22 protein-coding genes are annotated in these 18,877 nt (G+C 62.9%); 7 read left to right on the forward strand and 15 right to left on the reverse strand.

What is annotated here, in order from left to right; all coding sequences use genetic code 11:
• Positions 1 to 24 precede the first annotated feature (24 nt).
• A complete protein-coding gene (locus MTX23_RS15270) occupies positions 25 to 837 on the forward strand; it encodes a uridine kinase (protein WP_280977490.1) in 813 nt (270 codons plus the stop codon).
• A 14-nt stretch (positions 838 to 851) separates the two neighbouring features.
• A complete protein-coding gene (locus MTX23_RS15275) occupies positions 852 to 1,703 on the forward strand; it encodes a hypothetical protein (RefSeq protein ID WP_280977491.1) in 852 nt (283 codons plus the stop codon).
• Positions 1,704 to 2,010: 307 nt separating this feature from the next.
• Here the strand turns inward: MTX23_RS15275 and MTX23_RS15280 are convergent, their stop codons facing one another.
• Positions 2,011 to 2,301 (reverse strand): hypothetical protein, encoded by a 291-nt coding sequence (locus tag MTX23_RS15280; protein WP_280977492.1) that lies wholly within the window; start codon positions 2,299 to 2,301, stop codon positions 2,011 to 2,013.
• 633 nt (positions 2,302 to 2,934) lie between these two features.
• On the opposite strand from MTX23_RS15280, the gene MTX23_RS15285 reads away from it, so the two are divergent.
• The gene (locus MTX23_RS15285) at positions 2,935 to 3,309 is read left to right on the forward strand and encodes a hypothetical protein (RefSeq protein WP_280977494.1); all 375 of its coding nucleotides are present in this window, start codon (positions 2,935 to 2,937) and stop codon (positions 3,307 to 3,309) included.
• Here the strand turns inward: MTX23_RS15285 and MTX23_RS15290 are convergent.
• Together MTX23_RS15290 and MTX23_RS15295 are read right to left on the reverse strand one after the other, a co-directional pair.
• Positions 3,306 to 4,643 (reverse strand): polysaccharide deacetylase family protein, encoded by a 1,338-nt coding sequence (locus MTX23_RS15290; protein WP_280977495.1) that lies wholly within the window; start codon positions 4,641 to 4,643, stop codon positions 3,306 to 3,308. The genes MTX23_RS15285 and MTX23_RS15290 overlap by 4 nt on opposite strands.
• 96 nt (positions 4,644 to 4,739) lie before the next feature.
• Positions 4,740 to 5,561 carry a polysaccharide deacetylase family protein gene (locus MTX23_RS15295; RefSeq protein ID WP_280977496.1) on the reverse strand — a complete coding sequence of 274 codons (822 nt, stop codon included), beginning with the start codon at positions 5,559 to 5,561 and terminating at the stop codon, positions 4,740 to 4,742.
• Between the two features lie 78 nt (positions 5,562 to 5,639).
• Between MTX23_RS15295 and mgtE the strand changes: the two genes are divergently transcribed.
• Together mgtE and MTX23_RS15305 are read left to right on the forward strand one after the other, a co-directional pair.
• Positions 5,640 to 7,061 (forward strand): magnesium transporter, encoded by a 1,422-nt coding sequence (mgtE, locus tag MTX23_RS15300; protein ID WP_280977498.1) that lies wholly within the window; start codon positions 5,640 to 5,642, stop codon positions 7,059 to 7,061.
• Between the two features lie 117 nt (positions 7,062 to 7,178).
• Complete coding sequence (locus MTX23_RS15305; protein ID WP_280977499.1) at positions 7,179 to 7,499, forward strand: helix-turn-helix domain-containing protein; 321 nt, start codon at positions 7,179 to 7,181, stop codon at positions 7,497 to 7,499.
• 663 nt (positions 7,500 to 8,162) lie between these two features.
• Here MTX23_RS15305 and MTX23_RS15310 read toward each other — a convergent pair.
• The 12 genes from MTX23_RS15310 to MTX23_RS15360 all read right to left on the reverse strand — a co-directional run bounded on the left by MTX23_RS15310 (position 8,163) and on the right by MTX23_RS15360 (position 16,815).
• On the reverse strand, positions 8,163 to 8,951 hold the full coding sequence (locus tag MTX23_RS15310) for a hypothetical protein (protein ID WP_280977500.1): 789 nt from the start codon (positions 8,949 to 8,951) through the stop codon (positions 8,163 to 8,165).
• A 23-nt stretch (positions 8,952 to 8,974) separates the two neighbouring features.
• Positions 8,975 to 9,928 (reverse strand): hypothetical protein, encoded by a 954-nt coding sequence (locus MTX23_RS15315; RefSeq protein WP_280977501.1) that lies wholly within the window; start codon positions 9,926 to 9,928, stop codon positions 8,975 to 8,977.
• 70 nt (positions 9,929 to 9,998) lie between these two features.
• On the reverse strand, positions 9,999 to 11,180 hold the full coding sequence (gene chrA, locus MTX23_RS15320; protein ID WP_280977502.1) for a chromate efflux transporter: 1,182 nt from the start codon (positions 11,178 to 11,180) through the stop codon (positions 9,999 to 10,001).
• Positions 11,181 to 11,202: 22 nt separating this feature from the next.
• Positions 11,203 to 11,628, reverse strand: a complete 426-nt coding sequence (locus MTX23_RS15325; RefSeq protein WP_280977503.1) for a hypothetical protein — start codon at positions 11,626 to 11,628, stop codon at positions 11,203 to 11,205.
• A 552-nt stretch (positions 11,629 to 12,180) separates the two neighbouring features.
• Complete coding sequence (locus MTX23_RS15330) at positions 12,181 to 12,474, reverse strand: hypothetical protein (RefSeq protein WP_280977504.1); 294 nt, start codon at positions 12,472 to 12,474, stop codon at positions 12,181 to 12,183.
• A 262-nt stretch (positions 12,475 to 12,736) separates the two neighbouring features.
• Complete coding sequence (locus tag MTX23_RS15335; RefSeq protein ID WP_280977505.1) at positions 12,737 to 13,333, reverse strand: Fe-Mn family superoxide dismutase; 597 nt, start codon at positions 13,331 to 13,333, stop codon at positions 12,737 to 12,739.
• Positions 13,334 to 13,348: 15 nt separating this feature from the next.
• A complete protein-coding gene (locus MTX23_RS36365) occupies positions 13,349 to 13,480 on the reverse strand; it encodes a twin-arginine translocation signal domain-containing protein (protein WP_348637558.1) in 132 nt (43 codons plus the stop codon).
• 63 nt (positions 13,481 to 13,543) lie between these two features.
• Positions 13,544 to 14,098, reverse strand: coding sequence for a c-type cytochrome (locus MTX23_RS15340; RefSeq protein ID WP_280977506.1), 555 nt, complete (start codon positions 14,096 to 14,098; stop codon positions 13,544 to 13,546).
• 143 nt (positions 14,099 to 14,241) lie between these two features.
• Entirely contained in the window at positions 14,242 to 15,186 is a 945-nt protein-coding gene (locus MTX23_RS15345; protein ID WP_280977507.1) for a DUF1259 domain-containing protein, read from the reverse strand.
• Between the two features lie 68 nt (positions 15,187 to 15,254).
• Positions 15,255 to 15,590, reverse strand: a complete 336-nt coding sequence (locus tag MTX23_RS15350; protein WP_280977508.1) for a hypothetical protein — start codon at positions 15,588 to 15,590, stop codon at positions 15,255 to 15,257.
• A 52-nt stretch (positions 15,591 to 15,642) separates the two neighbouring features.
• Positions 15,643 to 15,876, reverse strand: coding sequence for a PepSY domain-containing protein (locus tag MTX23_RS15355; RefSeq protein ID WP_280977509.1), 234 nt, complete (start codon positions 15,874 to 15,876; stop codon positions 15,643 to 15,645).
• 117 nt (positions 15,877 to 15,993) lie between these two features.
• Positions 15,994 to 16,815, reverse strand: a complete 822-nt coding sequence (locus tag MTX23_RS15360; RefSeq protein WP_280977510.1) for a sulfurtransferase/chromate resistance protein — start codon at positions 16,813 to 16,815, stop codon at positions 15,994 to 15,996.
• 276 nt (positions 16,816 to 17,091) lie between these two features.
• Between MTX23_RS15360 and MTX23_RS15365 the strand changes: the two genes are divergently transcribed.
• Together MTX23_RS15365 and MTX23_RS15370 are read left to right on the forward strand one after the other, a co-directional pair.
• On the forward strand, positions 17,092 to 17,529 hold the full coding sequence (locus tag MTX23_RS15365) for a hypothetical protein (RefSeq protein WP_280977511.1): 438 nt from the start codon (positions 17,092 to 17,094) through the stop codon (positions 17,527 to 17,529).
• A 13-nt stretch (positions 17,530 to 17,542) separates the two neighbouring features.
• Complete coding sequence (locus tag MTX23_RS15370) at positions 17,543 to 18,847, forward strand: MFS transporter (RefSeq protein ID WP_280977512.1); 1,305 nt, start codon at positions 17,543 to 17,545, stop codon at positions 18,845 to 18,847.
• Positions 18,848 to 18,877: the final 30 nt, after the last annotated feature.

An 18,877-nucleotide genomic window follows, 5' to 3' on the forward strand; every position in this document is an offset into this window, starting at 1 on the left:
GTCATGTCCGAGGGAGGAAACGAGATGGACAAGGAAATCCTGGATCGAATGATGATGGCGCTGATGGGCGCGAGTCCTACCGACGACGAAAAGATGGCGAGTCTCGACGATCAGCCGGTCGTGCAAATCCTCCCTGAGGCCAATGTCGTCAAAATCGGCGGCCAGAGCTTCATCGATCGCGGACGCGCCGCGGTGTTCCCTCTCATCGACGAGATCGTCGAGAATCTCCCCCGCCACAAGATGATCATCGGTACCGGCGCCGGTACACGGGCGCGTCACGCCTACAGCGTCGGCCTGGATCTCGGCGTACCAACTGGCGTGTTGAGTGTGCTCGGCTTCTTCGTGAGCATACAAAACGCAAAAATGATTCATTACCTGTTGGCCAAGCACGGCATTCCGTCCATCGAGCCGGCCCAATTCGCGCAATTGCCGCTCTATCTGGCCGAGCGCCAGGCTTGTGTTTCTGTCGGGATGCCGCCCTATGCGTATTGGCAGCCCAATCCGGCGATTGGGCGCATCCCGCCTCATCGCACCGATGCCGGCTGCTATCTGATCAGCGAAGTGCTGGGCGCGCGCTCCATGATATTCGTAAAGGACGAAGATGGTCTTTACACCGCGGATCCCAAGAAGGATCGCAATGCGCGCTTTATCGCGAGGATCACTGTCGAGGAGCTTGAAAAGCTGGATCTCCTTGATGTCGTTCTGGAGCGAACCGTCTTCGAGCTCATGAAATCGGCAAAGCACCGCCGCTCGGTGCAAGTCATCAACGGCCTGAAAAAGGGCAATCTTACCCGCGCGCTCAATGGCGAGCCGGTCGGAACCATTATCACCGCTTGATTGGAGGTTGTGTCATGTCGTCACTAGAGTCGCCGCTTGGCGAGATTCCGGCCGACCGCCGCCATCACGTCGAATCCATGCTCATGCGCGAGAGCCTCCTCGACAAGCAGGTCATGTCCTCGACTGAAATGCCCGTCGTTCGCATGCTGCCATTCGCTCATGTGCTCAAGATCGGGGGACGATCCATCATCGACAAGGGCCGCAATGCGACATACCCGCTGGTAGACGCGCTCGCTGCCGCTCTTCAGAACTTCAAGCTCGTGATTGGACTTGGGGGCGGCATTCGCAGTCGCCATGTCACATCGATCGGCATGGACCTTGGCTTACCCACCGGGGTGCTGGCGCAGTTGCGGATCATTGACGCGCTAGGCAACGCCCACTTGCTTGGTACACTTCTCGCTCCCTATGGCGTCGTTGCAATCCCGCCGGAAATTCTTGGGCACATGTTGCCATTTTTCATTAAGTCGGCGCCCGGCGTAATCTGCAACGGCGATCCACCGTTCTCGATCTGGGAGCATCCGCCGCGTTTGGGCCGCATCCCGCCGCATCGCACGGACGCTGGCACGTTCCTGCTGGCGGAGTGTTACGGATGTGCCACCCACACGCTGATCAAGGATGTCGACGGGCTCTACGACGCCGATCCGAACACCAACCCGAACGCCAATTTCATAAAGGAAATCACCGTCAGCGAGTTGAAGGAACGTAATCTTTCCACGCTCCCCTTCGACCGGGTGCTGATCGATCTGCTCGCCTGTGCGCGTCAGGTGAAACGCTTTCAAATTATCAATGGATTGAAGCCGCACTTGCTTGAGGCGGCGCTGCGCGGTGAACACGTTGGCACGATCGTGCGGCAGGACGCGCACTGATGCGCCAATGTGGGGGCCTCACGCGTGTGTGGGATGTGCCTCCAATTGTCTGCGCGGGCAGCTCTTCGCCTGAGTGACGATTCGGCTGATCTTGGTCCGGACACGTGAGGGTTCACCGAGTTCACTGCACCAGTTCGTGCGTGGCGAGGCGGAAGACGATCGCGCCGCCCACACGGCTTGGGCGGATGGCATCAAGCCGTGCAGTTTGGCAGCAGCAACGGAACCGCAGATGCCACTAATATAAGACCTTGCTTGCGGCGCCGTAGTCTGCATCAAGAAAACGACCACAGCCGCCGTTTCCTGATCGCTAGTAGCCCCATCGCCACCCTGGATGACGCCATCGCCACCCCGGGTGACCCCATCGCCACCCCGGGTGACGCCATCGCCACCCCGGATGAGGACCGCCATAGGCATATGCGCCGTAGTAGTTCGGACGCGACCAGCAGCGGCCCCACGGATTGCAGACCACGCGCACCCGCTCGACATTGGAGACTTGGCCCGCGTTCGGAATCCCATTCGGCATGGCCGAAGCAGGGGCGGCGGTTAGCGCGACGCCGCCGAGTGCGGCAAGGCCGACGATAGCAAGCTTCACGTTCATGGAACTCTCCTCCTAGGAGAGAGAACGTTTGCGGTGTCAACTGGTTGTGCAGGGCGTCGTGAACAACGCAAGAATTAATCTTCCTGAATATCCGTACAGGAAGACGATGTAGGCGTTGCGTCGTGTCCGATCCTGGCGCGTTCGCTGGGGCTCGAACCTAGGACCCGCTGAGCAGAAAGCCTCTCCAAAGTACGGCATCTCAAAACCGTTCGATACTCGAAGTAGGGAAGCATAAGGACGCGCGGCTCGGTCACGATTCCTGTGTGTGCCAAATGTGTGCCAAAATCGATATTGATGTAACTTAGTGTAGCTCCGCTTTGGCGCTGAAAGGCACCTAAAGGCGGAAAATGCACTTCACCTTTAGCTCATTCCAGGCAAGTAATTGATATTGTTCGTATCTTCTCCGCGCTCCGAGCGCGCCATCACTACCTGCACAATTCGGCCTTGCCGGACCGCTGTGACCGGCCGGTTGCACCGGTCATTTTTGCGGCGGCGGGACAGGTCGATACCCTTTCTGTAACACCGGTCGCGTAGCGTCGCGGACGCATGCCCTGCTGGTTCGGCGCTGCCGGCCGGACGTGGCTGATTCTCCCGATCGCGCGGGCCGCAAGCCAGCTTCACCCGGAGCGCCTGATGACGTTTCTGAGCTACGCCTACCGAGTCGTCTCCAATTTCGTGTTTCTGGGGCTGGTCTATTTCAGTCTGAACTTCCTCGAGAAGTACGAGCAGCGCGCCACCGTCGCGATCCTGATTCTGATCTATGCGGCGATGCATGCGTTCTTGGCTCTGCGCTCGTTCTATTTCTTCCAGCGCATCGAGCGGCTGGAGGGCGAGACGCGCCGGCTGGCTTCGGCGGCCGGCGAGGGGCCCAATTCGGCAGCGTCGCGCAAGCAGATCATCGGCGACGTGACCGAGCTCAGGCATGCCGGGGAGATCAAGGCCTATATCGATCTGTTCTTCCTGGCGCTGGTGATCCTGCTCTGCATCGCCAAGATCGTGACCAGCTAGTCCGGCACGCGCTTGACGATGGCCGTGGCCTCTGCGCGCGGCGACCGCTTCTTCAGGTTGGCGACATGGACCGGGTCGCCCGGCTCCGCTGGAGCGCCGGCATGCTGCGAAGGGCCCGGACCTTTGCCATGCGCCGCACCCGGCGGCTGATGCACGGCCTGCTTGGGGCGCTTCGCCTGGCGCGCGGACCAAGCCTGCGGCGTGCCGGGTGGCGCGAGATGGTGGGCTGCGAGCAGCGTCAGGCGGCGCGCTTCCGGAATCCTGAATACGCTGGCCGCCGGAATCGGCAGTGTCGAGACCGGAGCCGCCTGCGCAAGCAGCGGCTGCGGCCACTGCGTCCGGCTGGGCAGGCCGATGCGGGCATGCTGCGCGTGGTCGAGCACCTCGGCGTCACGCCAGTCCATGTCGGAAAACACCGGCGCCGGCAGCGTCTTCGTCGCGGTGAAAATGAAATTCGGAATCTTCGGCCAGCGCGAGATCGCCACTGTCTCGGTCGGCGGATGCAGGTACCATTGCTGCGGCTGGGTCGGCGTCGCCGGCCGGTCCGGTGTCGCGGGCACGACGTGGACGATGCGGTAGCCGCGCGCCTTCAGCTCGTTCAGGATCCGCGGCAGGGCCGCGACGGTGCGCGGCTGAATGTCGTGCAGCAGCAGGATGCCTCGGCCCATGGCCTCGATCCGTTGGATCGCGAGGTCGTACACCCGCTGCGGCGAGATGTGCCGCCAGTCGTCGGCCGGGAAGTCGGCGCTCCAGACCTGGATGCCCTGGGAGGCCAGATAGTCCTCGACGGCCGTGGCGCGCAGCAATCCGGGGATCCGGAAGAACGGCGCCAGCTTGCTCTTGTCGCCATTGAGCGCGGCCAGCGTCGAGGCAATGCCGTCGTCGATTTCCTGCCTGGCCTTGTCGACCGGCATCTTGTTCATGGTCAGCGGATGGTTCTGGGTGTGTGTGCCGACGGTATGTCCGGCCGCGACGAGCTTCCGCACACCTTCCGGATTGGCCCTGGCCTGGCTGCCGATGGTGAAGAAGGTCGCCTTAATGCACTGGCTGGCGAGAATGGCCAGCACTTGGTTGCTGTATTTCGGCAGCGGTCCGTCGTCGAAGGTCAGCACCACCTCGTGGTCGGCGAGCGGCAGCGTCTCCGGATACTGCATGGTGCCGATCCGCGGATGCTCCCTGGGATCGACGACGAGGGTGCGGGAGGTGCCGAGTGCGTTGGGGTTGCCTGGGCAGTCCGCGGCAAGCGCGGCCTGCGTCATCAAGGCGGCCAGCAATGCTGCGCCCGCAGCGATCGATGACCGCTTCCGGAGCCTCGCCAGGGCGCTAGCAAACATTGAACCTCGGCCGCATTCCAATCGAACTGAGTATCCTTAATGGCGGCGCCATGAATGTTGCCTTAACGGTTTTGTAATCCCGCCTTGGCCTCCGGTTCAATGTGTCTGCGCGGAAACGGTCTTCGCCGCAGTCGGAACGATGTGAACCACGTGATAATTGTGCTCGCGCAAATACCGCAAGAAGGCGGGTAGCATGTCCGCCGTTTGCTGCCTGGGGTCGTGGAGCAATAATATTCCCTTGCGGATCGTTTCCAGCCGCCCGGTGAGTAATTTCAGCTCCTCTTCGGGCGTCATTTTGTTCCAGTCGCTTGCCCAGAAATCTGCCCCGAACACCGCGATACCGCGCTCTTCCAGCCGCCCCAGCAGGTAGGGCGTCGACTCGAAGTAGGGGAACCGGAAGAACGGCGTGGTCGGGTTCGTGCTCGAAGTTCCGTGCAGGGCCTTTTCGACCGCGGAGATACCGGCATCGATGTTGGCCTCGGCCTGGTCGGGCGCGAGTTTGTTGAGGTGGGGATGGTCCCAGGTGTGATAGCCGATGGTGTGGCCGAGGCGCGCGACCTTGCGCACCAGATCGGGATGGTCGGCTGCGCCGCGTCCGACCATGAAGAAGGTGGCGTGCACGCACTCGGCCGACAGCGCCTCCAGCACCTTGTCGGTGAGCTCCGGCGTCGGGCCGTCGTCGAAGGTCAGAACGATCTCGTGATCCTGAAGCGGCAAGGTCTGCGGAAAGCTCTTCAGACCGACCCGCGGGTAGGTCGCCGGATCGACTTCGAGCACGCGCGAGGTTCCAAGTGCGTCCTTGCGCGGGCATTCGGCGGCGCGCGCAGGCGCGGTCAGGGCGATCGGCAGAAGGACGATCGCGGCGAGAACTGCAAAGGTATTCGGGAGTAATCGGGGTCCGTTGAACATATTTCTCATTGCGGAAGCCGTTGCCGATTAGGTAATCCGTTCCGCATTACCGTGTTTTCCGCTCCTGTCAAACCGGTGAGTTACGGCATGGCCGAGGAAATCGACGTGGCCCCGCCGGCGAAGACAGCTGTGCTCGACCGCATGCCGATGCGGGACGACGCGGGCCAGCTTCGCCACGAATTCGTCGAGGAGATCACGCGGGCGATCCGCACCGCCGACCGGCCATTGCTGTGTGAGGTGGTGGCGGAACTGCACAAGGCGGATCTCGGCGACCTGATCTCGGCCCTCGAGCCGGAGGACCGCGTCACCCTTGTCGAGATCACGGGCACGGATTTCGACTTCTCCGCTCTCAACGAGGTCGACGAGGCCGTCCGCGAGGAGATCCTCGAGGAACTCAAGCCGGAGACCGTCGCCGATGGCGTCCGCGAGCTCGAGTCCGACGACGCGGTCGAACTCCTGGAAGGCCTCGACGAGGAGGATCAGGAAGAGATCCTGGAGAAGCTGTCGCCCGCCGAGCGCGAGGACATCGAGCGCAGCCTGCTGTATCCGGAGAATTCCGCCGGCCGCCGGATGCAGACCGAATTCATCTCGGTGCCGCCGGCCTGGACCGTCGGGCAGGCGATCGATTATCTCAGCGAAACGCCCGACCTGCCGGACCGCTTCTACGAAATCTATGTCGTCGATGCCGACAGGCACTGGCTTGGCGCGGTCTCGCTGGACGTGCTGTTGCGCGCGCGCCGACTGCTGCCGATCACTCACGTGATCGAGGAAGACCGCCGCCGCATCTCCGCGCTGGAGGATCAGGAGCAGGTCGCGCGGATATTCGGCAAGTACAATCTGGTCGCGGCTCCCGTCGTCGACACGACCGATCGCCTGGTCGGCGTGATCACCATCGACGACGTCGTCGACGTGATCGAGGAGGAGGCGGACGAAGACCTCAAGGCGCTGGGTGGCGTCACCCATCCCGAAGAGCTGTCCGACTCGGTCTGGACCATCGCCCGCGGCCGCTTCAATTGGCTGCTGGTCAATCTCGCGACCGCCTTCCTGGCGTCGTCGGTGCTCGGCTTGTTCGAGGGCCAGCTCGAGAAGATGGTGGCGCTCGCGGTGTTGGCGCCGATCGTGGCGAGCCAGGGCGGCAATGCCGCGACCCAGACCATGACGGTCGCGGTGCGCGCGCTCGCCACCCGCGAACTCGGCTCCTTCAACGCCATGCGCGTGGTGCTGCGCGAGACCATGGTCGGACTCGTCAACGGCATCGCCTTCGCCGTCATCACCGGCGTTGCCGCGGTGGCCTGGTTCAAGATCCCCGGCCTCGGCATGGTGATCGGGCTTGCGATCATCTGCAATCTCGTCGCCGGCGCGCTCGGCGGCATCCTGATCCCGATGGTGCTGGAGCGGGTGCGGGCCGATCCCGCGGTGGCCTCCGGCACGTTCGTCACCACCGTCACCGACGTGGTCGGCTTCTTCTCCTTCCTCGGCATCGCCACGTTGTGGTTCGGCCTGAAATAGCAGGGCGCTGCCGCACGAACCGGCCCGCCGAAGACGCGCAGACAGCGGCTCGCTTATCGTTAAGCGGCCCTTAATCGCCTTCACCGATGATGTCCCCATTCCCAAGAGGGGGACACCATGCAGCGCTTGCGGCTCAAGGCGGACGGACGGATCGTCGAGTTGCGCGACGGGAAGGAAATCCCGCTCGCGCCGCCGCAGCCGCCCACCGCGGCGGTACCGGCGGCAGCATCGCAACCGGCGGTGCGCGACCTGCGCCGCCGGGCCCAGCTCACCCAGCTTGAATTCGCCGCCAAGCTCGGCGTCCCCGTGGAGACGATCCGGAACTGGGAGCAGGGCAAGCGGGCGCCGCGCGGTCCGGCCCGCGCGCTGCTCGCCGTGATCGCCCATTCGCCCGAGACCGTGTTCGCGGCGCTGTCGAACGAGCCGACGCCGGCGTGAACGGGGGGACGCGTGACTCGCCGTTGCCGCGACCTCGATGTCGTCGCCCGGCTTGACCGGGCGATCCAGTATTCCAGAGACGGCTGGGCTTGAGCCGAGCGGCCGCGGCGTACTGGATGGCCCGCCTGCGCGGGCCATGACGACTGAGAGGGTGTGATTTCGCGTTCTCGCGGCGCGACGCGTCCGAGCTTTGCATCTCGTTTCGCCCTCTCTTGAGCAGAGGGCGCAGGGAAAGCCGGGTGCCGATCGCACCCATGGGTCCCGTGCAAATGGAAAGCACGGGAGGTAGGACCACAGGTGAAACCGGAGCAATCCCGGCTTTCCCTGCGCGATGGCTTTACGGCTTATACGTGCTCGCCCCGGCGAGACTGGGCTTTGTTGTCACCGTCATCGGCGAGAGGCTTGGCCTCCTGCTGATGAGACACCTGCCACTAGGCCGTCAGGCCTGCACGACTTCACCGTCCGCTGTCTGCCACGCTCGTCAGCCGTGACAGCGGCGTCCACCGCATCTCGACCCAACACTCGTGACGATCGCGAAGCGCCCCTCAAGCGGGTGAGACGGGCCATTCATACACTGAGTTGCACTTCTGGAAAACAGAAATATTTTCGATGCAGGGACTTGCGCCGTCGGGCAAATCAGTGATCCGTGTTGTGACGAACTCATCAATGGGTGGCACGACCGTCAAGAAACCGGAGCGGGAAGCCAAAGGTCACCCCTGCGCGGATCTCGTCGACGGGGTGTCCATTCGTGAGGCCGCGCCGAAACGCAACGTCCAAGCTTAGATTGTCGCGAATCTGCCAGATTAGGCCAATTAGACCCGATATCGTCTCCTCCTTGCCGAACTCATTTTCGTAGAACACTTCGGCGACCGGCCTCACCGTCCATTTTGACGGCCCTTCCAGAATGGTGCCGAAGAAAACATCGCCACGATGATCGCGGGTGAGTGCGGTCTCGGCGTTGAAGTGGATCGTTCCCCAATCCCAGCGTTGCGAGACGATACCCGCCAGGCTCGCGCCGACGCCGGACATGCCGGTGCTGTCGGGGAGAAGCACGCCGAACTCGGTGGCAACGCTTGGTCCGGTCTTGTTCTGCAGGCTTCCAGGCACGATGACGTGTTTGAGAAAGGCCCCTGCTGCCGTCAGGCTCGTGGGGCCGGAAGGCGACAGCGGGGTTTCACCCTGACCCTCGAGGACGGCCTCCCAGTCCTCGCTAAGACCGTAGTTGAAAACCGCAGCGGGCGCGACGAGTGTCGTGCCTTCCATGTCATGCCGCCGTCCGGCAGGCTGCAGTTCGATCTCGACTTCGCCCGGAGCGGCGACGGCGGCATCGGTGCCGTCGAAGGGGCGATAGGCCCGCGCAGGGGGAGACAATACCGTCAAGCCCAGAGTGATCGCCGAGCCCGACATAAGAAGCTTGTGAAGACGTCCTTTGCACTGGCTGGGTTTGAACATGCGCATGCCTCACGGCCATAAGCCTAAGGGAGTGGGCGGAATATCCAGATCGCTGCCGGCTCGGTGGAAGTTTCCCGCGCGGCGACCAGCAGACGATCCAGCTCCGGCGCGAAGAAGGACGTGCGTGCACCCTGCGTGGTAGGGATGCGGTTCAGCCGGCGATAGACGGCGCCGTCGACCTCAAACACGTCGACAAAGCCCGCTCCGCAACTGGCGTAGATGCGGTTGCGCTTTCGATCGACGAAGAGATCGTCGATATCGCCGCAAGTTTCGACGCTCGCAATTTCCTTTCCATCCGCAATGGAGAGAACAGACAGCTTGGGCGGGCTGCGGAAGGCCACCAGGAGTCGCTTGCGATCGCGATCGATGGCCATCGCGAAGTTGCCGCCCTTGTCCGTCGGCCAACTCGCCAACGATTGTCCGGACGCGCTGTCGACCACCGCGACCGCGTGGGCATCAGGCAGGTTGACGAAGATGCGGCCGCCGTCGGGATCGAGCTGAAAACTCTCGGGGTGCGCCTTCAACAGGATATTTTCGATCCTCTTGCGCGTCACGGCGTCCAGGACCGCGAGGCCTCCGTCTCCGTAGCCGATGACGACTCGCTTGGCGGCAGCATCGATGCGGACGTTGTCGGCGTCGCTGCCGAGATCGATGCCTCCTGCGGCCTCGTAAGTCTCTCCTTGGAAAAACCTCACCGAACCATCCTGCGCATTGGCCACATAGAGTGTGTCGCTGGATGGCTCGTAGCCGACGCCTTGCGGCTCCTTCAGCCCCGTGATTCTCTGGATCACACTCCGTCTTGCCAGATCCACGATGCCGACCGTGTCATTGCCGAGTTCGGCCACGATCAGCCGTAGCCGCTTTGGATCGACCGCCATGTGGTCGATGCGACCGTGCACGTCGCCCAGCAAAACCTTGGTTTCGAGTTGCAGGACGCTGCTATCAGCCGATTGGGACAAGGCCGGGGCGGCGGCCAAAATGGCGATGCACGCCGATGCTGCTGATATCCTCCGGAACGGAAATGTCATCACGTCCCCCTACGTCCGGTCAGTGAACCATCACCCAGGTCGGCTGCAGCCATGGATACGCAATCAGGCCTACCACGCCGGTCGCCGCGATCAAGAGCGGGTTGCTCACCTTCCAGCGGAACAGGACGGCAAGCGAGATCGCGCCGATCAGCGCTGTCAGCCAGTCGCCGATCGCGATCTTGCCGAGCAGGATGCACGCGCCGAGAATGGTCCCGATCGCGGCCGCATAAGCGCCTTTCACGAACCCCTGAACATTCGCGTTTTCGCGGTGCCGGGCCAGCAGCGGCGCAACGATCAGCACCAGCAGGAACGACGGCAGGAAGATGCCCACCGTGGAGACGAGCGAGCCCCAAAAACCGGCCACGAGGTAACCGACAAAGGTCGCGGTGATCACCACCGGTCCCGGACTGATCATGCCGATCGCCACCGCGATGAGGAATTGCCGCTCGTCGAGCCAGTTGTACTGCTGCACCAGCCCCTGCTCGAGAAACGGCACGATGACGAGGCCGCTGCCGAATGTCAGCGAGCCGGCCTTGAGGAAGAACAGCAGAAGCTTGGCGAGCGTGGAGCCGGTGGCCGCAGGCGCGATGGGACCCGCGGCGGCCGGCACGACCACGATTGCCGACAGGGTCGTAGGCGTGCGCTTGAACAGGCTGCCATAGTAGAGGATGCCCACGATTCCGGCGCCGATGAACAGCAGCGCGACTTCCGCCTGGAGAACGACGGTGACGGCCAGGCAGACCGCCGCAATCGCCCATTGCAGCCAGTCCTCCATGCCCAGCTTGGCGAGCCGGTAGCAGGAGTGCAGGATCAACGCGATGACCGCAGGGCTGACGCCGTAGAAGATCGCGGTGACCGGCTGGAGATCGCCGAGATAGACGTAGAGGGCGCCGAGCGAAGCCACGATCACAAAATTGGGGAGGATGAAGCACCATCCACCGACCCAGGCTCCCCAAAAGCCGCCGCGAAGCCAGGAGACGTAGACGCCGACCTGGATCGCCAACGGCCCCGGAAGCGATTGGCAGATAGCAATCGATTCCCTCATCTGATCCTTGGTCAGCCACTTCTTGCCGTCGACCAGTTCGCGCTCCATCTGCCCGACGAGCGCAACCGGCCCGCCGAAGCCAAGAAAACCGAGGCGCAGGAAGTAGCGCGCCAACTCGGTCAGACGGCTGTGCTGCGGGATTGTCGGCGTGATCACGTCAAGACTCCGTAGAAACTTCTCATTGTGAATCCGGGATGGGTCGAAGAATGCCCTCAACGGGGAGCCCAAGCCCCGTTGGCGTCAGTACGAATGTCTCACCGGATTGGGCGACGTCGTAGCAGCCGTCGTCGGTTTCTTGGAGATAGAGGCAAAGCTGATCTTTCTCGATGGCCCATCTGCCGCGCGTCTTCGCGCCCGCCGACATGCTCCTCAGCGTGCCGTCGCGTTCATAGACAAGGCGGTAGTACACCTCGTCGGTCAGCTCCATCCCGACAAACCTGGCGTGAATCTGCGGACCCGTCAGCCTCTCGAGAGCCCTCGCAGCAAAAAATCCGGCATCGAGGGCAACTGAGCCCCCGACGCCGGTGACAAGGACCGCGATGAGAGACGTCGTGCGCAAGGTGCCTGGTTTGGCCGCGCTCATTTTTTGCAGGACTTGAGACACATCCGGTACTCGGTCTGGCAAGTCGGCCCGGCGTAATTCTTCATGCAGGCGGCTCGCTGGTCGGTACAGACCTTGCAGGACTGGGCTCGAACTACGCGTTCGCTCGCGAGCAGGGCGGCCAGTACGGAAAGAACGAGGGCTATGCTTCGCATCGGCGCTATCTCCACTGTCGTGTCGCGGCATCGCGCGCCAGCGCGGACTCTGCGGTGCATCGATCTGAGGGTACCGCCGAGATAGCCAGAAGCGGACGGCTCCAATGAGGCGGTCGATGGCGCGGAAGAGATTTGGAAAACAGCCAGCAGTTGGCAGACATCTAGCGTCCTCGTAAAAATGGGACGCGATTCTTTGGCATGTCGCCTCGCGGGGAGATCGCTTCCCCGTACAAATTTACTAGCGACAACCCGGCGAACTTGTCAATGCCGTAAAGACCAGGTGCACGTTGTCCTGTCGAGGGGGTACGCCTCGGGTGTGCCGACGCACAGACATACACCACCTCCGGCGTGGAACGCCACGCCGTGCCGCAAAACCTTGACGGGGCAAGGTCACGCTGACTTAGTCGTCATCGTCCTCGTCAGCCGCACGCAATCTTCCGTTCCGCGCGTCGATCACAGCCTTCGCGGTCTGGCCGCCCTTCGAACCTATCGCCTCGAAGTACCCGCCATCGCGAATGATCTGCACGTTCGACCAGCCATCCGATTGCAGCTTCTGCCGAACCTGGTCCTCGCTGACCGGTTGATCTCCGGGAATTAGGACGGGGCCCTTGCTCGGCTCGGCGATGACCATGGCGACGCCGACTATTCCCACAAGCGGGAGGCCACTGCCGAGCAGAATCCAGGTTCGTATCATTTCGGCTCTCCTTTCGCCCTGATGCTTGTCATCAGCAGATTCGCGTGGGCCTCTATGCGTCGAGGGCAGCGCAAAGCCTGCTCTTGCCTGCTCCACGTCACCACAAAAGAGAATTGTGTGAGGTGCAGCCACGCGCGATCGCGTCTCCTGTCTGTCGTTCGATGGGGGCAGGTCTGCCCTGGAGGCAGGCCCGACAGAGCACACGGCTCAGCTTTTGCCGCCGATCGAGTCGCGTCCCACTCTCTCGCTCATTCGTCGCTCCTCAGGCTTCTCTCGAATATTGCCCGTACAGTCTGGCGGCGTTATCCCAGCGGATGGCCTCCATGTAGATGTCGACATAACGGGCAGCCGCAGCACCGAAGTCCATGTGATAGGCGTGCTCATACATGTCGAGCACCAGGACCGGACGGCCGCCGGCGAGCGTGGTCGTATGATCGGCGGCCCATTGGTTGACGAGCCGCTTGTCGCGGGGCGAATAGGCAAGAATCACCCAACCTGATCCGCCGCCTTCCGCCTTGCCCATGGCCGCGAATTCCGCCCGCCAGCGCTCCATGCTGCCGAAGTCGCGCGCCATCGCCTCGGCGAGCGCATCGCTCGGCTTGCCGACGCCGCCGAGCCCGTCGAAATAGATTTCATGCAGGATCATCGAGTTAGACGCGATCAACTCTTCGCGCTTCAGTCCGTTGATCACGAAGTTCGGCGCCTTGGTGAAGTCGAGTTCGGCAAGTTGCGTGCTGATCGCGTTGAGCCTCTTCACGGCACCGACGTAGTTGTTCTCGTAGTGGCTGACGAGCATTTTTTCCGAGATGCCGCTGATCGACTTCGGATCGAATGGTATCGGTTTCGCCTGATAGGACATGGCCTTGGCTCCTGTCTATTGATCGACTTCGGCAAGGCTTGGTTTGGTGCCGAGCACGACCGTTGATGTTGCAGCCGCGCCGGCCCCCGCGACGAAGTTTCGACGCTCTGTGTTCATGATCATCCGATCAACCAAGTGTTGAACCATGCCTCGTTCTCGCGTTCTCCCAGCTCACTTGCACGTGGCAGGGCCGTCCCGAAGCTGCATGAATCAAAGGCGCGAGAGGTAGTGTGCGAGCGCCGTGATGGCGTCGTCGCCGAGCGGATAAGCAACTTCCGCCATCGCGGCCACGCCGCCTCCGGTTCGCACACCCGCCTTGTAATCGTGGAGCGCCTTGACGATGTATTCCTCGCGCTGGCCCGCGATGCGGGCCGCAGCCTTGTTTCCAGAGTAGTTCTCGCCGTGACACGACGCGCATTTGCCAGCGGCGGCCGCCTGTTTGCCGACCTCGGCCAACTCCGGATGGTCGTCCGGTGCTTTGGCGGAGGAGGAGTCGGCAGCCTTGAGCGAGGCAAAGTAGGCGCCGAGGTCGCGGACGTCCTCATTGGTGAGTTGTTCCGCGATAGGCGCCATCGTTTCGTTCTTCCGCGCGCCGCTGCGGAAAAAGATCAACTGCCATTGCAGGAAGAGGTCGGGCTGCGACGCGAGCGACGGCACATTCTCCATTGTCGAGATGCCGTTGTTGCCATGGCAGGTCGCGCACGTCTCGGCTTTGGTTCTTCCGTTGTCGGCATCTGCCGCAGCCGAGCCGATGCTGGCCGCCATCGCGCAGGCTGCGAAGGCCGATCGCAGCAGGAGAGACCGGGCCATCAATCGTCGCGGCAACGGCCGCTCGGCTACGGAACTCTTCATCAACATTGATCAACATTGTCCTTGTTAGCGTCATCACAGATCGTGCGACAATGGCGTCAACTCTTCGTACTCGCCGTCTTGTCGAGCGCGGCCCGCAAGCCCTTGGCAAGCTTGACGGCGTCGTCATTGGCCCAGAAATGCATGAAGAACAGGCGCGGCTGTTCTTCCAGCATATGGCTATGCAGCGCGGTCACATCGATGCCGTGCGAGCGCAGCGCCATGATCACCGGGTTGACCTCGTCGCTCGTCAGCACGAAATCGCCGGTGATGGCCGCTTTGCCTTCACCGGTCGGCTGAAAATTGATGCCGATGGCGACGCCCATCGGTCCGACCGGGCTCAGCTGCATCCCTTCCTGGCTGACCGGGTCGCGGCGCGGAACGTTAAACTGATAAACGCCGCCGTTGGCCTTGCCCTTGACGCCGATGATCTGATCGAGCTGGGCGGTATCGAGATCGACCGCCGGCGGAGGCGCAGCCGGCGCCGCGGTCTTGAGCGGCGTCTTGCTTTCGGCGAGCCCGTCACGGATTGCCGTGGCGATCTTGACCGGGTCGCCGTGGCCGGCGATGTGCATATAGAAGGTCGCCGGACTCGCGCGCAGCAGATGGTTGTGCACGGCCGTGATCTGCAAACCATTCGCGATCATCTTCAACATGACCGGGTTGATCTCGGATTCAAGCAGCACCAGGTCGCCCATGGCCATGACGCCATCGTGCTCGGGCTTGAAGGCGACCCATCCTCCGAGCGCCAGCGCCGGTTTGATAGTCACGCCATCAAGAGTCACCGTGAGATCTGTCCGAGGGAAGCCGTAGCGATGCACATCGCCCGCAACGGCAGGTTTTCTGCCCAGCGTCTCATCGACCTTCTGCCAATCGATACTCTGCGCATGAGCTGTCGCGACGAACGGCTCTGCGAAGACCTGCCAGTCGATGGTCTGGGCGTTTGCGCTGGCGACGATGCCATACGCGCCGATCCCAACCACTGCCGCGATGATGTTTCGCATTGTCACGCTCCTTGAAGCAGATTTTACGGTTGCTCCAGTTCCCTTGCAGCGATGAGGGCTCCGTCGCCCTATTCCTTCGCAAGACCCACGATCGTTCGGGCGCCAGAGATGTCCTGGACGGCGATCTCGACAGGGTCGCCGAATCGCACGGCGTTGAAGAGCAGACCGTCCTGCACCTTGAATGGCTCCGTCCTGTCGGGGGACAGGCGGATCCTGATGGTGTCATTACCTTCGTCGACGCTCTCGACGATGCCGCGCAGTTTCTCGATCGGCGGCGGACGGACGGTTGCCACCTCGGCCAACGCAACGACCGAGTCCTGGTTCCTGCCGACGTCGAGCGGCGCCGACAGCGTCGCGCATGGCCACAGCACGGCCGCGCAGAGGGCCATCATCGATCTCATCATGGTCGTTCACTCCATCATGTCGATGTCGACTGCTTCGAGCAGGCGGGACGTCTCAGTCCTGTTCCTTGACCTGACCGCTGCTGTCGATCACCAGCCGTACCTGCTTGCCGTTCTTCATCGCCCTGGCGGTCGTGCCCTCGGCCGTCGACTTGATGTCGCTGACCTCCGCGTAGCCGGCGGCCTGCAGCTTCGCGACTAACTCGTCCCGTGTCAGGGCAGAAGCGGGCGCGGCTGCGCCCGCAATTGCCAAGGCGAGAAACAGGTGAGGGAGCCGTCGTGTCTGCATGGTCGTTCTCCTGGTCGTGTTCTGCCCCAGGGTTTCGAGATGCGCGGGTTCCCTCGCTTCAGACGACGCCCGCAAAGCGCAGCGCGATGCCCGTGATCCCGGCGGCCGCCACGTCCGTCATGGCTTCACCTTGTTGGTCGGCCAGTTGTGCGTCTCCCTGGTCGCGTCGCGGCACCAACGATAGAAGGCATCGTAAACGAGGAGGCCGGCGCTCAGCTGTTCGAGGTCGTCGTCGAACATGCGCGACAGACCAAGCGAGGCCGCGAGCAGTCCAGGCGCCTCCGGCGAGAGATCGAGCCGCGCGGTGTCGGCCGCGCGCACCATCGTTGCAAGCCGTTCCAGCGGTGGGGTGGAGAGGCCGAACTCCTTGACCATCACGTCGAACGTGCAGAGTTCGCCCCGGTGGCTCCAGAACACGTTCTCGATATCGAACGGCGTGGCCTCGAACTTTTTGGCCACGGCCTCGACTTCGGAGGAGGTGACGAACAGGAACACGGCGGCTGGATCGACGAAGCGGCGGATCAGCCACGGGCAGGCGATGCGATCGATCTTCGGCCGCGATCGCGTGACCCAGACGGTGCGGCCGCGCCCGTCACGCTTCGGGATTCTGTCTGCTGGAACGGTCGGAAGTTCGGCTTCTCGCCAGCCGAGATGTCCGCCGTCGAGTATTTCCGCTGCAACATGGTTGCACCGTAGCCAGGCCGCGGTGCCTTCGCTGAGCATCTGGCCCTTGTTGCAGACGACAACCACGGACTGGCCTCTCATTTGCGAGGCCCAGTCCTGGACGTCGAGATGCGACCGGCGCGCCGCGCCGGGTATCAGTCGTGGATCGGCGGCGAAATCCTCGTCGGTTCGAACGTCGATGAGGGTCGGCGCGTTTGCCGTGCCGATCAGCCGCGAAAGCTTTTCCGATGAGATGGATGTGTAGGATAATGACATGCTGCGTCCTTGATGATCTGGACGCGATTCTTGGGCATGCCGCCTCGCGGGGAGATCGCTTTCCCCGTGAGCAAAATAGAAGACCCTGCGGTCCGCGCTGTCAACCTCGGCAGTGCCTGGCGACTTCAACGAATTGCGAGGCGGACATGACAGGCCGCTTGCCGTTTCGATGGACGGGGGCGTCGGCCAGAACGGAACGGGCGATGGCACGACTTGTGCGGGTTCGTCTTTTCATCGGTCGAACCGCATCGAGAAACGGCTTGATGATTGGGGAGTGTGCGCAGCTGCGGTGATGGGCGATGCTGTGCCGGCGAACCGCCGGCTCAGGCGCGCCCACGACGCTTCGCTGCCATTGCTTGCGCCGCCTCGACGGGCGAGGGCATCCAGCGCCTCTCAACGCTGCCGGTCGCGCGCCGCGCTTTGCTGATGTGGGGCGCGCATCTCGCAACCGACGCGAATGATCCCGAGCGCATTTGGTGTGCCGGCCGCTGCCGGCGCCATGCCGGTTCTGCCCAAATCCTCATCACCGGTTTGATTGAAAACAGTGCAAGATCATATATTTATTCATCTAAATCAATTGGTTGTATAATATTGCATACAGAATACAAAATGTTCTTGTCGTTTCGCGTCGGCTGGAACAGACTTCGCTCCGGGCAGGGCAGGCGGATGACCTTCAATGGCGAACGGTCACGCGAGGAAAAACCAAGCCGCTGACAGGGGGTGAGCAATGAGCGAACAGGTTTCCACCATCGCGATCGCAGACGCGGCGAAACCGACCGGCGTGCGCTGGAAGATCTTCCTGCTGATGCTGTTCCTGATCTCGATCAACTACATCGATCGTGCCTCGCTCTCGGTCGCGATGCCGCTGATCGCGAAGGAGTTCGACATCGATCCCGCGATGCAGGGCCTGATCCTGAGCTCGTTCTTCTGGACCTATGCCGTGATGCAGGTGCCGGGCGGCATGCTCGCCGACCGGTTCAAGCCGCGGATCGTGATCGCGTCGGCAACGCTGCTGTGGGGCGCGTTCCAGGCACTCGCGGCGTTGTCCACGAGCTGGTTCCTGCTGCTGCTGACCCGGCTCGGCCTCGGCGCGTCGGAAGCGCCGATCTATCCGGCCGGCGGCAAGCTCAACGCGATCTGGATGACGCAAACGGAGCGCGGACGCGGCGCCACCTTGCTCGACGGCGGCGCGCCGCTCGGGGCGGCGCTCGGGTCGATCGTGATCGCGTGGCTGATGGCGGCGTTCGATTCCTGGCGCTTGGCCTTCATCGTCGCGGGCGTCGGAACGATGCTGTGCGGCCTATGGGCGTGGTACTACATCCGCAACGAGCCGCGCCAGCACCCCTCGGTCAACGAGGCGGAGGCGCGCTATCTCGAGGAGGCGCATGCGATCGAGGACGCGGCCACGCCGCCCTCGTCGGGCGCGAGCTGGATGGCCTATTTCCGCTTCCGCTCGGTGTGGTGCATGTGCTTGGGTTGGATGTTCTTCAACACCACATTCTACGGGCTGCTGACCTGGATGCCGAACTATCTGTACAAGGTGCACGGTTTCGACATCAAGGTGCTCGGCAGCGCCTCGTTCATCATCTTCTTCGCCGGCTTTGTCGGCGAACTGGTCGGCGGCTGGATCGGCGATAGCTGGCGAGCCCGGGGCGGGGCGCCGAACACGGTCTTCCGCACGCTGTTCGGCATCGCGGCGATCATGGCCACCGTCTCGATCTTCCTCGTGGCCTATGTCTCCAATCCGGTCGCGGTCGTGGTGCTGCTGTCGACCACGCTGTTCTTCCTGCGCTGGTGCGGGATGTACTGGGCCATTCCCTCGGCGCTCGCGGGCCGCGGCAAGTCCGGCTTTCTCGGCGGCTGCATGAATCTCGGCGGCAACATCGCCGGCATCACGACGCCCTTGATCGTCGGCTTCATCGTGCAGGCCACGGGCTCCTACTTCCTGGCGCTGATGTATTTCGCCGCCGCCGGCATTGCGCTGTTGATCTGCTCGACCCTGATCGACTACAGCCGCAAGCTACCTGTCTAGAACGGATGCGGCCGGGCCCATCGAGGCCCG

It is taken from the genome of Bradyrhizobium sp. ISRA436, assembly GCF_029910015.1.
Classification (GTDB): domain Bacteria; phylum Pseudomonadota; class Alphaproteobacteria; order Rhizobiales; family Xanthobacteraceae; genus Bradyrhizobium.

Excerpts from the sequence above, each read along its gene's own strand:
- MTX23_RS15270 (WP_280977490.1), top strand. The coding sequence starts at position 25 with ATGGACAAGGAAATCCTGGATCGAATGATGATGGCGCTGATGGGCGCG.
- MTX23_RS15275 (WP_280977491.1), top strand. The coding sequence starts at position 852 with ATGTCGTCACTAGAGTCGCCGCTTGGCGAGATTCCGGCCGACCGCCGC.
- MTX23_RS15280 (WP_280977492.1), bottom strand. The coding sequence starts at position 2,301 with ATGAACGTGAAGCTTGCTATCGTCGGCCTTGCCGCACTCGGCGGCGTC.
- MTX23_RS15285 (WP_280977494.1), top strand. The coding sequence starts at position 2,935 with ATGACGTTTCTGAGCTACGCCTACCGAGTCGTCTCCAATTTCGTGTTT.
- MTX23_RS15290 (WP_280977495.1), bottom strand. The coding sequence starts at position 4,643 with ATGTTTGCTAGCGCCCTGGCGAGGCTCCGGAAGCGGTCATCGATCGCT.
- MTX23_RS15295 (WP_280977496.1), bottom strand. The coding sequence starts at position 5,561 with ATGAGAAATATGTTCAACGGACCCCGATTACTCCCGAATACCTTTGCA.
- mgtE (WP_280977498.1), top strand. The coding sequence starts at position 5,640 with ATGGCCGAGGAAATCGACGTGGCCCCGCCGGCGAAGACAGCTGTGCTC.
- MTX23_RS15305 (WP_280977499.1), top strand. The coding sequence starts at position 7,179 with ATGCAGCGCTTGCGGCTCAAGGCGGACGGACGGATCGTCGAGTTGCGC.
- MTX23_RS15310 (WP_280977500.1), bottom strand. The coding sequence starts at position 8,951 with ATGTTCAAACCCAGCCAGTGCAAAGGACGTCTTCACAAGCTTCTTATG.
- MTX23_RS15330 (WP_280977504.1), bottom strand. The coding sequence starts at position 12,474 with ATGATACGAACCTGGATTCTGCTCGGCAGTGGCCTCCCGCTTGTGGGA.
- MTX23_RS15335 (WP_280977505.1), bottom strand. The coding sequence starts at position 13,333 with ATGTCCTATCAGGCGAAACCGATACCATTCGATCCGAAGTCGATCAGC.
- MTX23_RS36365 (WP_348637558.1), bottom strand. The coding sequence starts at position 13,480 with ATGGTTCAACACTTGGTTGATCGGATGATCATGAACACAGAGCGTCGA.
- MTX23_RS15340 (WP_280977506.1), bottom strand. The coding sequence starts at position 14,098 with ATGGCGGCCAGCATCGGCTCGGCTGCGGCAGATGCCGACAACGGAAGA.
- MTX23_RS15345 (WP_280977507.1), bottom strand. The coding sequence starts at position 15,186 with ATGCGAAACATCATCGCGGCAGTGGTTGGGATCGGCGCGTATGGCATC.
- MTX23_RS15350 (WP_280977508.1), bottom strand. The coding sequence starts at position 15,590 with ATGATGAGATCGATGATGGCCCTCTGCGCGGCCGTGCTGTGGCCATGC.
- MTX23_RS15355 (WP_280977509.1), bottom strand. The coding sequence starts at position 15,876 with ATGCAGACACGACGGCTCCCTCACCTGTTTCTCGCCTTGGCAATTGCG.
- MTX23_RS15360 (WP_280977510.1), bottom strand. The coding sequence starts at position 16,815 with ATGTCATTATCCTACACATCCATCTCATCGGAAAAGCTTTCGCGGCTG.
- MTX23_RS15370 (WP_280977512.1), top strand. The coding sequence starts at position 17,543 with ATGAGCGAACAGGTTTCCACCATCGCGATCGCAGACGCGGCGAAACCG.